Origin of the sequence: Pseudomonas sp. 22490, assembly GCF_052044465.1 — a bacterium.
Taxonomy (GTDB): domain Bacteria; phylum Pseudomonadota; class Gammaproteobacteria; order Pseudomonadales; family Pseudomonadaceae; genus Pseudomonas; species Pseudomonas aeruginosa.
The window spans coordinates 102074-113484 of the sequence record NZ_JBQENS010000026.1 but is presented as its reverse complement, the minus strand read 5'-3'; the positions used below and the strand labels follow the sequence as shown (position 1 = coordinate 113484).

The 11411-nt window shown below is 62.7% G+C and carries 19 protein-coding genes and 1 pseudogene; 3 read left to right on the top strand and 17 right to left on the bottom strand.

Annotated features, from left to right (window positions below; genetic code table 11):
• Window positions 1-716 (bottom strand): DNA cytosine methyltransferase (locus ACTJJX_RS25345; protein ID WP_440782024.1); only part of this gene is annotated, 716 nt, incomplete at its 3' end.
• Window positions 717-831: 115 nt separating this feature from the next.
• Here ACTJJX_RS25345 and ACTJJX_RS25340 point away from each other — a divergent pair.
• On the top strand, window positions 832-1158 hold the full coding sequence (locus ACTJJX_RS25340; protein ID WP_124117754.1) for a hypothetical protein: 327 nt from the start codon (window positions 832-834) through the stop codon (window positions 1156-1158).
• A gap of 165 nt (window positions 1159-1323) precedes the next feature.
• Here ACTJJX_RS25340 and ACTJJX_RS25335 read toward each other — a convergent pair whose 3' ends face one another.
• The 15 genes and pseudogenes from ACTJJX_RS25335 to ACTJJX_RS25265 all read right to left on the bottom strand — a co-directional run bounded on the left by ACTJJX_RS25335 (window position 1324) and on the right by ACTJJX_RS25265 (window position 9469).
• Window positions 1324-1512, bottom strand: a complete 189-nt coding sequence (locus ACTJJX_RS25335) for a LexA family protein (RefSeq protein WP_073662603.1) — start codon at window positions 1510-1512, stop codon at window positions 1324-1326.
• Window positions 1513-1529: 17 nt separating this feature from the next.
• Window positions 1530-2585 carry a nucleoid-associated protein YejK gene (yejK, locus tag ACTJJX_RS25330; RefSeq protein WP_023082359.1) on the bottom strand — a complete coding sequence of 352 codons (1056 nt, stop codon included), beginning with the start codon at window positions 2583-2585 and terminating at the stop codon, window positions 1530-1532.
• A gap of 26 nt (window positions 2586-2611) precedes the next feature.
• Window positions 2612-3538, bottom strand: a complete 927-nt coding sequence (locus tag ACTJJX_RS25325) for a recombination-associated protein RdgC (protein WP_023082360.1) — start codon at window positions 3536-3538, stop codon at window positions 2612-2614.
• A 26-nt stretch (window positions 3539-3564) separates the two neighbouring features.
• The gene (gene ssb / locus ACTJJX_RS25320) at window positions 3565-4062 is read right to left on the bottom strand and encodes a single-stranded DNA-binding protein (protein ID WP_023082361.1); all 498 of its coding nucleotides are present in this window, start codon (window positions 4060-4062) and stop codon (window positions 3565-3567) included.
• A gap of 3 nt (window positions 4063-4065) precedes the next feature.
• Complete coding sequence (locus ACTJJX_RS25315) at window positions 4066-4671, bottom strand: 3'-5' exonuclease (RefSeq protein WP_004349164.1); 606 nt, start codon at window positions 4669-4671, stop codon at window positions 4066-4068.
• A gap of 121 nt (window positions 4672-4792) precedes the next feature.
• On the bottom strand, window positions 4793-6430 hold the full coding sequence (locus ACTJJX_RS25310) for a YqaJ viral recombinase family protein (RefSeq protein ID WP_023082362.1): 1638 nt from the start codon (window positions 6428-6430) through the stop codon (window positions 4793-4795).
• A complete protein-coding gene (locus tag ACTJJX_RS25305) occupies window positions 6427-7125 on the bottom strand; it encodes an ERF family protein (protein ID WP_023082363.1) in 699 nt (232 codons plus the stop codon). The genes ACTJJX_RS25310 and ACTJJX_RS25305 overlap by 4 nt, the downstream gene beginning before the upstream one ends.
• Window positions 7126-7145: 20 nt before the next feature.
• A complete protein-coding gene (locus ACTJJX_RS25300) occupies window positions 7146-7283 on the bottom strand; it encodes a hypothetical protein (RefSeq protein ID WP_004354975.1) in 138 nt (45 codons plus the stop codon).
• A 112-nt stretch (window positions 7284-7395) separates the two neighbouring features.
• Window positions 7396-7767 carry a hypothetical protein gene (locus ACTJJX_RS25295; protein WP_004354971.1) on the bottom strand — a complete coding sequence of 124 codons (372 nt, stop codon included), beginning with the start codon at window positions 7765-7767 and terminating at the stop codon, window positions 7396-7398.
• Window positions 7764-7985: a hypothetical protein gene (locus tag ACTJJX_RS25290; protein WP_023082364.1), complete on the bottom strand. Its 222-nt coding sequence runs from the start codon at window positions 7983-7985 to the stop codon at window positions 7764-7766. The genes ACTJJX_RS25295 and ACTJJX_RS25290 overlap by 4 nt, the downstream gene beginning before the upstream one ends.
• On the bottom strand, window positions 7969-8121 hold the full coding sequence (locus tag ACTJJX_RS25285) for a hypothetical protein (protein ID WP_023082365.1): 153 nt from the start codon (window positions 8119-8121) through the stop codon (window positions 7969-7971). Before ACTJJX_RS25285 ends, ACTJJX_RS25290 begins: the two co-directional genes overlap by 17 nt.
• Before the next feature lie 166 nt (window positions 8122-8287).
• Entirely contained in the window at window positions 8288-8551 is a 264-nt protein-coding gene (locus ACTJJX_RS25280) for a hypothetical protein (RefSeq protein ID WP_023082366.1), read from the bottom strand.
• Between the two features lie 3 nt (window positions 8552-8554).
• The gene (locus tag ACTJJX_RS25275) at window positions 8555-8767 is read right to left on the bottom strand and encodes a hypothetical protein (RefSeq protein ID WP_023082367.1); all 213 of its coding nucleotides are present in this window, start codon (window positions 8765-8767) and stop codon (window positions 8555-8557) included.
• A 278-nt stretch (window positions 8768-9045) separates the two neighbouring features.
• Window positions 9046-9222: pseudogene (gene csrA, locus ACTJJX_RS25270) on the bottom strand (carbon storage regulator CsrA); the annotation flags it as partial.
• A 34-nt stretch (window positions 9223-9256) separates the two neighbouring features.
• Window positions 9257-9469, bottom strand: a complete 213-nt coding sequence (locus tag ACTJJX_RS25265; RefSeq protein ID WP_023082369.1) for a hypothetical protein — start codon at window positions 9467-9469, stop codon at window positions 9257-9259.
• A 76-nt stretch (window positions 9470-9545) separates the two neighbouring features.
• On the opposite strand from ACTJJX_RS25265, the gene ACTJJX_RS25260 reads away from it, so the two are divergent.
• Window positions 9546-10142 (top strand): hypothetical protein, encoded by a 597-nt coding sequence (locus ACTJJX_RS25260; protein ID WP_023082370.1) that lies wholly within the window; start codon window positions 9546-9548, stop codon window positions 10140-10142.
• Between the two features lie 437 nt (window positions 10143-10579).
• On the opposite strand, the gene ACTJJX_RS25255 is transcribed toward ACTJJX_RS25260, so the two are convergent.
• Window positions 10580-11053 (bottom strand): hypothetical protein, encoded by a 474-nt coding sequence (locus tag ACTJJX_RS25255; protein ID WP_196696653.1) that lies wholly within the window; start codon window positions 11051-11053, stop codon window positions 10580-10582.
• Window positions 11054-11162: 109 nt separating this feature from the next.
• Between ACTJJX_RS25255 and ACTJJX_RS25250 the strand changes: the two genes are divergently transcribed.
• A complete protein-coding gene (locus ACTJJX_RS25250) occupies window positions 11163-11402 on the top strand; it encodes a transcriptional regulator (protein WP_004354958.1) in 240 nt (79 codons plus the stop codon).
• Window positions 11403-11411 lie beyond the last annotated feature (9 nt).

The following is an 11411-nucleotide window of genomic DNA, read 5'->3' as shown; positions in this document are numbered from 1 at the left end:
TCGCCGGGAAGCGGCATGCGGCCGAGGATGTCGCCGACGGCGCGGAGCGACTTCTTCTCTGGCTCGTATAGGAAGGGCGGCACTTTCTCGACGTGCCGCGCGACAAGCAGGAAGCGCTTGCGCGATTGGGCCAGGCCGCCGAGTTCGCCGCAGTCGTGAGTGGTTTCCGCCACGGCGTAGCCGAAGCCACCGAGCAGGCTGTTGATCTGGTCCAGCAGGTGCCGACCGCGGCTGGCCAGGCGCGGGACGTTCTCGAAGACGATCAGGGGCACCGGGTCATCGGCCCAGGCTTCGCCCATGAGCCAGATGCAGCGCAGAGTCAATTCGTTGAGTGCCTGGTATTTTGGGGTGAGGCTCAACTTCTCGGACAGCAGGCCGGAGGCCCCCTTGCAGGGGCTGGAGATGAACACCGCGTCCGGGCGCTTGCCCTGGGCGGCGCGGCGCACATCCTCGGGGGTGGCCTCCCGCCAGCCTGTCGGCGGCTCCTTGCCGTGGAACCGCACGTACTGGTCGCGGGTGAAGAGGTCCAGCAGGGTGCCCGGGACACCGGCCAGGCGCTCGAAGTCGCGCAATCCGGCCGGGTCCACGTCGATCCCGCCGAGGCAGACCCATTCGGCCTCGACGTTGCCGACCCGCGGGCGCGCCCGGTTGAAGCCGGCGGCACCGCCGCCCAGGCCGCAGCAGAAGTGGAAGTGGTAGAGAGTGCGCTTGATCATGCGGCGGGTTCCTTTTCGCGAACGTGAGGACGCACTGCGCTATGCGTGATGGCGCAGTGATGTCGTTGGAGTTAGATTTGGAAGGCCCGGCATGGGGCCGGATCAGGGAGGAGAGATGCCTGACTTCAGAATCGTCGAGATCGTGTTCGATGACACCAAGGTCTATTACCGGTATGAGACGGTGGGTGCATCAACAATCGGTGGAGAGCAAACACCTGCTTATCAGCAAGACATCATCCTCAATCATTTTCGGTCTGCCGCAGGCTATCGGGGTTCTCCGACAAAGGTTGAAAGCGCTGCACTTGTTGCATCGAAGGCCGTGGGACGAGTGGTCCAAACTTTGAGCGGATCCAAGGCTCAAGCCAGGTCGACAAAGAACACTTGGGTAACCAAGGCGCATGCAGATCGTAACTATGAGGTTCTCAACACCCAGAGTCGTTAGGCTGTACGCGACCCGCTAGAAGTACGTCAGTACTCCGTGAACAGGCACTGGACGCCGCCCTGCCTGACAGGGCGGCCCACGAGGCATGGTTGAATCGCCCACAGGGCGGCGTCCGGTGCGTGCTGGAAGAGATAGCGCCCCGGGTGGGGCGCTCGGCGGGTGGCGTTAGAGCGGGCGGATACTGCGCGCCACTTTCGGGTCACGCTGGATGTAGCCCTTGTTCTCGAGGGCGGTCAGGCGCTGCTGGATGGCGAACTGGCGGACGCCGGCCTTGGCTGCCAGTTCTGCGACGGTGGGTGCGTAGCCTTTCTCCGCCCAGAACGCTCGGATGTGCCCGAGCGTTTCTTTCTGCATCGTCGACGGGGCCTGCTTCACGGCTGAGCCTCGCGAGATCCGTGCGCGTTCATCGCCCCGTCTTGCTTCTGCGCTGCAACCTTCTTCAGTTGGCTGGCGAGATGTGCCGGCAGACCGTGGATCAGCAGGGTGTCGGAGCCTGAGTCGAACTCCACCTTGGTGCCGAGGAGGTGTGCCTCGAAGCTGATCGACAGGCCTTCGGCGCGGCCGGTGAAGCGGCGGAACTGGTTGAAGGTGCGCTTGTCCGCCGGGATTTCCGGCGACAGGCCGTAGTCCTTGTGCTGGATGAAGTCGTAGAACGCCCGTGGCTGCTGTTCGTCGATCAGTTCGGAAAGGGCGTCGAGGGTCATCGGCTCACCGAGGCGTGCCTGCGCGGTGGCGTAGTCGACCAGCGACACGGTTTTTTCGCGGGCCTGTTCCTCGGCCATGCCCTCGCTTTCCACGAAGTCGCTGAAGGCTTTCAGCAGGGTGCGCGTCTCGCCCGGCGAATCGACCCCTTCCTGGCAGCCGATGAAGTCGCGGAAGTAGTCGGAGAGCTTTCTCCCGCCCTTGCCCTTGATGAACGAGATGTACTGCTTCGACTGCTTGTTGTTGCGCCACTCGGAGAGGTTGATTCGCGCCGCCAGGTGTAACTGGCCGAGGTCGAGGTGGCTCGACGGGGTGACGTCCAGTGACTCGTTCACCGCCGCCCCTTCGCTGTGGTGCAGCAGGGCGATCGCCAGGTAGTCGGTCATGCCCTGCTGGTAGTGGGCGAACAGTACGTAGCCGCCGGTGGAGAGGTTGGACTCTTCCATCAGCTTCTGCAGGTGTTCCACCGCCTCGCGGCTGAACCCCACGAAGTCGCGGTCGCCTTTCAGGTACTCGCCGAGCCAGCCGCTGAACGGGTAGGCCCCGGACTCGCCCTGGAAGAAGCCCCAGGCCTTGTTCTTGGCGTTGTAGCTTTCGTTGAGGTCGGCCAGCAGGTTCTCGATGACCTGGGAGTTACCCAGCTCAGCGTCGCGCGCATGGAGCACGGTCGGGGTGCCGTCGGGCTTCTTGTCGATCAGGTGGATGATGGAATGGCGGATAGGCATGGCTGCCTCCTATGTTGGTGAGGTGGTCAGACGCCTACGGGAACTTCTTCGCCGCCCAGTGCTACCAGCAGCTCGGGGATGAATTGCTGGAAGGTGAGCATCATCAGGACGAAGCTGGCGTCGGCCTGTGCGAACTCGTCGGAATCCTTACCAGCGTCGTCCAGTGCCCGCTCCTGCAGCAGGTCGTCGAAGCGGAGGCTGCGGATCACCAGACCCTCGTCGAGTACGAAGTAGAGGTCTTTCTTCCAGGCGAGAGCGAGCTTGGTGACGCTCTTACCTGAGTCGAGGTGCTGGCGGATCACGTCGCTGGTCAGGTCCTGGTGCTTGGCGGTGATGCTGCCTTGCTCGTCGGTGTCGCGGAGCAGGGCGCCGTCGCACAGCCAGAAGTCGCCACCCGCATTAGTTTCTTGGCTTCGCAGCCACTCGGTCATGGTTGCCGTCGGCGAAACCTTGGTTGCGATCGGTCGGACGGGGAGAGAGCCCAGGGCTTCGCGCAAGGTCGACAGCAGATCCTCGGCGGCCTTCGCCGTGGCGGTGTCCACGATCACCAGGCCTTGCGCCGGCATGATTGCGGCGAAGGTGCGCTTGCGGCGGGTGAACGCGCGCGGTAGGAGGGTCTGGACGATCTCGTCCTTCAACTGGTCGCGCTCTTTCTTGTAGACCTTGCGCTGCTGGGTTTCCTCGATCTCTTCGACCTTCTCCTTCAGTGCGTCGTTGACCACGCTGCCAGGCAGGATCTTCTCCTCCTTGCGGCAGCAGATCAGCCAGAATCCGTTCGCCTCGCGTACCAGCGGTGCGTCACCCTTGCCGACCGGCGGCGCGAAGCCGTAGGTGGTCAACTCCTGGGAGGCGCAGGGGCGTGCCGGTTTGCTCGCCAGGGCACTTTCCAGAGCGCTGGCCGTTGTGTCGATGGGTTGGGTGAGGCGGTAGATCAGTAGGTTGCGGAACCACATGGTGCTGTCTCCGGGCGGCCCGGCGCTCAGACGATGCGCCAGAGCCTGCGGTAGGGGTTATCGAAGGGGATGTCGTCGTCGTAGCTTTCGTAGTCGGTTGCCGGTTGCGGCTGGTGGTGAGTGGTCGGCCGCGGTGGCGGCTCGCGGCCAGGGCCACGCGACTGGCCTGCCTGCTCAGGCTTGCCGCCGAGCAGTTGCATGTTGCCGTTGATGTCCACCACTACCTCGGTGCTGTAGTGGTCCTGGCCGTCCTGGCCCTGCCACTTGCGGGTGCGTAGGCTGCCTTCGATGTAGACCTGGGAGCCCTTTCGCAGGTATTGCGCTGCGATTTCGGCCAGCCGGCCAAAGAGCACGACCCGGTGCCACTCGGTGCGCTCCTGCTGCTGGCCGGTCTGCTTGTCTTTCCAGCTTTCGCTAGTGGCCAGACTGAGGGAGGTGACCGCCTTTCCGCCCGGGGTAGATCTTGCGTCTGGATCCTGGCCCAGATGGCCGACCAGGATTACCTTGTTCACTCCGCGTGCCATGGCTCAGGCCTCCGCCTCAGCCGGCGGCACCGAACTGGCCGGCGCCACATCGACTCCCTGCAAAGCGAAGTAGATGCGGGCGCAGGCTTGGGCGTCCGGCATCGCGCGGTGAGCCTCCACCAGGTCCTCCCCGGTGAAGTGCTTGTATGCCTCGGCCAAGGTCGGCAGCTTGTTGCGGGGAAGCGCGACCTGTGCGCGGGAGCGATAGCAGGTGCAGAACTTCTCACCCGATTCCTTGAAGGCGTTGGCCGCATCCTCGTCCTGGTAGCGCATCAGCGCGATGCGAGTGATACGGTCGTCGAAGCTGATATTGTGCGCCGCGCGGCGGGCTGCGCGGCCGTTGATCGCAAGAAAGCCCTCCAGAGCCTCGGCCTCGCTGATGCCAACATCCATCGCCTGTTCGTGGCTGATGCCGTGGATCGCGGTCATTTCGGGGGTGATTTCCCAGCCGTTGGGTCGCACGATCGCCTCAAAGCGATCGATGGTGTTGCCGGCGGCATCGCAGAGCAGAGCGGCAACTTCCACGATGTGGGGCTGGCACGGGTCTTCACTGGGCAACTTCCACTCGGGAATACCCGTCGTTTCGAAGTCGAAAATGTTGGTGAGCATGGTCTGTCCTCAGTGGTTGGGCATCAGGCTGCGCGCTCGATGAACGCGCACCCGGATGCCGCACCGGCGGCGGGCGCCGGCGCAGGCGGTTCGAGGGAGAGGGGGCAGGCGGAGGGGATGGTCAGGCCGCTTTCGCGGGTGCCTTCTCGACGATCACGCCCGGTAGGTTCAGCGTTTGGCCATTGCTGTTGGCCAGGCTGTCCAGGGCCGGCTGGTTGATGATCAGCAGGTCCTCGGTGGTGTGGCCCGCGGCAATCGCTGCGATGAGCGCGGACTTGTCGGTGACGCGGGCGATCCATTGGGTGGTCGGTGCCGTCGCAGTGCGAGAGCGTCCGGCGGCGCGGGCAGGGGCCGGTGCAGCGGGAACTGGCTCCGGCTCGGCTACGGGATCCGGTTGCTGCGCGGTAGCGGCTTCCTGCTGCTCGAGTTCCAGGCGCTGGCGCTCCTCTTCGCGGATGCGTTCGCGTTCGGCCTCGAGGCGGCGCTCCTCTTCCGCCTGGTGCTCGGCGATGCGCGCGTTGATCAGCAGCATCAGGTCGTCGTTGGCTTTCAGCACCAACTGCTGCGCATCGCTGAACAGGAAGGCGTGGTCGGTCGCCAGTTCGCGCAGGCTGGCCAGGTTCTGCTCGATGAGCGTGGCCCACTTGTCGGCCTCGATCTTCGCTCGGGCCAACTCGCCGTTGGCGCCATCCTGCAGTCCGGTGATCGTCTTCTTGCCCTTGATGGCGTTGGCGAAGTCGACAGGGATGACCGGCAGTTGCACCTTGCCCAGGCGCTGGTTGATGGCCGCCACGTAGTCGCAGAAGTCCTGCTCGGCCTTGCCCTTGATCTTCAAGCGGATGGCTTCCTTCTGAGTATCGACCAGCTTCTTCAGCGTCAGACGCTTGTTCCGCGTTTCCGCGGCGATCTCGTCGATGGTGCGGAACAGCTCGTCGATCGAGGCCGTCTGACTCAGCGCATGCTGCTTCGCCGCCTCCAGGCGCTCCTCGACGTTCTCGCACCACTTCACGGTCAGCGCCGCGTCGGCGAAGTGCTGATCGGTGGTCAGGTCGGTGTTGATCTTGGCCAGCACGCCCAGGGCGGTGGCCTTGAATTCTGCCAGGTTGCTGGCCTCGACCATGCCGGTGACCTTGATGCGCAGGGCCGGCAGGTGCTCCGGCGCGCGGCCCACGGCTTCGGCCTTGGGCGCCTCGACTTCGAAGGCCTCGAGGTCGGCGGCGAACTGGCGCCAGCCAGCCTGCAGCGCTTCGGCGCGGCCGGCGACCGGGCGGTATTCCATGTGAACGAAGTTGGCGCGGGTGCCGTCGGAGCAGACGAAGATCACGCGCTCGGCGGCGCTGACCAGCAACTGCTGTTCCAACTGCCAGTAGTAGTGCGGCTCCAGTTCGCCAGCGCGGACCTGGGCGACGAGGTCGGCATTCCACAGCTTGTGCTCGAACAGGACGGTCTCGGCCATGTCCATGCCGTCCATGCTCGCCAGCAAGGTGCCCTCGCTTGCGGTGACCGGGTACAGCTCCTCGCCGATCATCTCCTCGACGATCAGCCGGGCGGCAGCTTCAGCGGCGTGACCGCGGTTGAACAGCGCCTGCTGGTGCTGGCTGACCTCGGCGGCCAGGCCGGTCTTCTTCTGCTTTAGTAGGTCGCTGCGCGACTGGTACTTCGAGGCGCCCATCATGGCCGGAGCCTCGGAAGCGGTGAAGTGCTGGGCACGCAGCGCGTGCCATTCCGGCGAGCCCTGGACTACGTTGTGGATGATCATGCGGATGCTCCTTCGGTGACCAGGCCGCGGATCTTCTCGACCTGTTGGGGGGATAGGGTGTTGCCGCTGCTGACCGTGGCGATAACCTGGTCGGCGGTCTTCTTGCCGCTGGTGATGAGGTTTCGCCATTGCGGCAGCATCTTCTCCAGCTTCTCGTCCGGGTACGACGGTTTGCCGTTGCCCTCCGGCTGCTGCTCTGCCTGTGCGCCCGGTTGGGTGTCGTCGTCCCGGTCACCGTTGGCGTCGAGGTCGTCGTCGGCGGCGATGTCCAGCAGCGCGGTCTTGGCGTAGCGGCGGAGGTAGGACACGATCGCGCCGTAGTCCTTGATGTCGCGTTTGTCTTGCGCGGGGAGAGGGATTTCATCCTCGATACAGGCGCCGCCGGCGTGGGTCAGGCGCGTGTAGATCGAGGTCCCGGTGGTCGTGGTGCTGCGCCCGATCGACTGCATAGTGCCCAGGCCGTTTTCGCTGAGCGGTTTTCGGGTCTTGCTGTTGATTTCCTCGAGATCGGCGTAGCGGAACTTGTAGGAACCGCGCTGCGCGCCGGTGTTTTTGTCTTTGATGGGAATTTCGACTTCGCGGTTTTTTGCGATCGGCTCGAATGCCCCCTGAGCTTTCGCGAAGGCCGCGTAGAGCTGGGCGACTTGCTCGGGAGTGCCGTAGGTCGCGCGGTAAATGAGGATGGTGTCGTCCATGGTTTCTCCGGTAATTGGGATCACTTAGCGGCGGTTGGTGCCGTAGCGGGGTGTTCTGCAGTGATGCGGCCGCCGATAGCTGGTCCGAGCATCAGGATGATGTAGAGAGCGGCTGCGCCGAGGGCGCCGTACCAGATGGCTTTGCGCTTCGCGTTCATGTCGGGAGCATCCTGTAGATCAGCCAGCCGTAGAACGGAGCCACCAGGGCCAGCACGCCGATGGCCGACGCAACTTCGGTGAGCGCCCGGCGGGCGCCAGTCGCATTTGGCTTCATGCGGAGGCCCCTCCCTTGGCTTTGTCGATTGCGCTTCGGGCCGCCTCGATCGCCGCAGTTGTGATCGCGTTGCGATGCTGCGGCAGATAGCCGACCAGCGCGCAGTACGCCTGCTCCAGGGCGATGAGTAATTCGGGGCCGTAGCTTTCAACGCGCCGCCGTGCTGCGCGTTCCGCCCGCTTGCGGTTGTCGCGCTCGATTGCAGACTGCGCTTCCTGTTCGGTGGCGTAGAACCTGTACCAGTCAGCGCGCTTCGCGATGCGCGTGCCGTCGGCTCGAACGTAGTAGGCCTTCGTTTCCCGAACGAACTCACAGCGGCTAGCTGCGTCTCGGCCGGCCCGGACTTGAAAGCGGGTGATTGGATTCATACCCGAGTGCTCCTGAGTTCTGCCCAGCGGGCGTCCGACGCGGCGTCGAGCCGGTGGCGCATGTCGTCGTAAATACGGGTGTCGATGAAGCCGACCGCATAGGCCAGTTCAATTTGGCCGTGGATGAACTTCTGGTCCGGGCGCGGGAACGGTGATCGGCGCATCGCCGTAATGCCTTCCTCGATCATCAGCACCGCGCGTTCATTCGCCCAGGCCATCGTCGTCCTCCTGCTCTTCGTCGTCGTGCTCTGGTTCCGGGTCCGGCTGGTCCCAGAGCGGGTCTCTGGCGAAGTCCCAGGCGTGCTGGGCGTTGCTGAAAGCCGCGCGGTTGCGGCGCTCGCGGTATGTCCACATCGGGATGCTCTCCGTGGTTCACCTGCATTCGGCAGCACCCAGGCGCACGGCAGTCGCGCCCGGTGGGGCGCCGTGGTGGGTGCTCTCGAATGGAGGTTGAAAAAAGCCCGGCCGGAGCCGGGCGAAGAGGGGGAACGCTGCGCCCTGGCTAAGCCAGGGAATCGGATTAGGTGTTGAACCGATGCGCGCGGGTTGCGTAGCACCAGATCGGCCACATCTGCATCGCGGCGGCGATATTCGCGTTCGTACCTTCCCACCCCTCAAGCAGCGTCTCTGCCTGCTCACGAAGGGGCTTGGCTGATTCGAGTTCAAAGCGCTGCTCGCTATAACGCGCTGCAAACTCGCGGCTGATGTTGAAGACTGTGGTGGCCATGGTCAGTACCATGTCCTCAGCAATCTCAGCCGGGCTGCGTCCGTAAGTGGCGGCCATCTCTCATCCCTCAATGCTGAAGTGGCGGCGTGCAACCTGCTCCCCGATCTCATCAAGGAGGGCCTCTGCGCCAAAGTGGTTAACGATCTGCTCGATGTCGAAGTTCTCCATCACCGAGGCGCCGTCCGCATCGAATGCAGAGACTCCAATCGTTGTGCGGCTGGAAGAATCGACATTGATCTTGTAGGCCGTGAAGTTCATAACGCTGATGTTCATGGTGAAGTCTCCGTTGTGCGCGCCGTTGGACCGGCGAGCACTCGCCGTGGGTTAAACGTCCGGCAATGGGCCAGGCGCCGAAGTCAGGAGATCGCTACGCAGTTGCGCAGCAGCACCGGCGTGGCCTGACCTTCTAGCCAGATCACCGCCATGCCGGAGGCGGAAACTTTGGCTTGAGTGAGCGTTCTGGTGCGGATGGGGATGGAGTCGCGGAGCGGACGGTACTCAACGGCCACCTGGGCCGGGTGCGTGCGATTCCACTCTTCAACCAGGTCTTTGGGTGAGGCGGGCCGGACGGCGCCAACCCGGGCGTAGATCTCGGCGCGATGAATGGCCATCGCTTCCGGAGCAACGATTCCGAGGCGGATCTGGCCGCCTCTGTTCTCGACGACGGTCACGGTGATGTCGTCGCCAATGTGCAGGGTTTCGCCGACTCGGCGAGTGAGGATCAGCATGTGTGCCTCCGTTCAGGATGCTGGGCGCGCGGGCTCAGGCCGGCTCGCAGTGGGAAAGGGCAACGCAACCAGACACGCCGGCGAGCCAGACGACAGCGGTGTGGCCGCCGAGGACTTGGGCTTCAGTAGTGGTACGGGTGCGCTTCGGCGTGGCGTGGCGATGAGACCGGTAGTTGACCTCGGTGCCGGCGGGGTATGCGGAATTCCAGGCAGCAACCGTCGCCGCCGGGTTGGCGTTCTTCTTCATGGCAATGGATCTCCTATGGCCTATTGCCGCACTCCACTGATAGATTCGGAAGAGTCCTGGGAATGGAGGCCTATCTATGGATGAAAAGAATCTGGAAGTGCTTCGCCGACTAAAGGAGGTGATGGAGCGAGAGAAGCCTGTAGAGCAGCCCAAGAAACCGCATGTACCTGGGCAAGGCTTTAGCGAAGAGTCGGAGGAGATATTCAGAGAGCTGGCTCGGCACAAGCTTTCCAGGCCAACTAACCAGAAGACCGCTGCGGCAAAACCTCCGAAGACTTCCGTACCTACTCAGCCGCCAGCGGTGAAAAAGATTTGTGCTGAATGTAAATCGGAGTATCCGACCGCTTCAGACAGGCCACCAAAGCGCGGTTGGCTATGTCATAACTGCCGTAACGCCAGACGCGAGAAGCGTCGGCAAAAGGTCGAAGAGAAGCGTGCTGCGCAGTACCTAGCCGCTAAAGGCTCAAAAATCGAACAGTTGGAGAGAAAAATCGCTGCAGTGAATACTCAGCTAGAACAGGCGCCGCTCGAGAGACAGCGCGGCCTGTTCCACCAACTAAAACAGCTAGAGCGCCAGCTCAGGCTCGAGCGGGTACACAAACTATCTCGCTTCAACAACATCCGCTATCACATCGTTTCTGGAAGCTACGGCTCTGGGAAACGAAGCAAGTAATCAGTCCGCTGTTACACGCCACCTGCGGATGGGCGATTGTTTTCTCGGGGGACCTGAGGTCCCGACAGCCAGTCGCGGCTCGTCACCCACTGGCTCTCCCTTGATCTAGGGCCATCTACGCTGCTGGCCACGGGGCGAGGCTCCCCCTGAACCCGTTCTGCTTTTCGGCAAGGCCTTGGCTCGCTGCGGCCTGTTTTCAACTCTGGTCTTGCGGTGAGTTGGCATGAGCAAAACTAGCGTAACGCTATTCATATGTAAATAGCGAAACGCTAGATTTTTTCGCGAAACGCGAAATGCCGAGTCCAGCATCCAGGTCTGTGCCGTATGGGCAGTGGGGTTAGTGGTAGTGAGAGACGAAAAAGCCCGGCTCGAGGCCGGGCTTCAGGTTGGCAAGGATGGTTTGAGAGGGAAGGGGCAGCTAGTCGCTCTTGACGGGGTTACCGTCCGACCAGACGAGCTTTAGCATTGGTCGCCTCGGTTGAGCTTTTGACGACGGCTTCCTCCGCAGCACATCTGAGTGAGCGCAGCGCCATCAGAGCGGCTGTGTCCAGCCAGGCAGGTTGGGTAACGATTCCTAGCAGTAGATCTACTATTGCTCTATCGGAAGCAGATGCTTGTTCGTAGGCTCGAAGGAGAGGAGGCGTGGGTCGTTCTCTGACCTCATCCTGTCCCCCCTGACTGTGGTCGGTATCCAGCCAGCCGGCTGGTTTACCAGTAGCCTCTTCAATCCGACGAGCGGTAGTCTTCCGCATGCCTCGCCGCACCCCCGTTTTGGAGTCCTTGACTCCATCGCGGAGGTTGCCGAACTGCGATGGAGACATCCCAATTCGATCAGAGACAGCCGCCAGCCCCCCGAACTCCTGCTCGAGTAGGCGCATGTTTGCTCGACGAATTTCATCAATGTCTTTCATGTTGTCGATTCCATAGCAAAACGCTAATTGTGTATATGTGCGTTACGCTATGGGAATTAATCTAGCGTTACGCTATATTTGGCTGGCGTCTGTCTACGGAAGCTGAAAAATGAAGCTGAAACCTTACCTTGACCAGCGTCGCGGAGCTGGCTCCTGGCTCGCTCGCGAAATCGATGTTTCACCAGTCCTTGTGTCGCAATGGGCCAATGGTGTGCGGCAGGTTCCTGCGGAACACTGTCCATCTATTGAGCGAGCAACTGGCGGGCTGGTCACCTGTGAAGAGATGCGACCGGATGTCGATTGGGCCTGCTTGCGTCAGCGCCCAGTCCCGTCACTACAAGCGATTTAACCATGGCGC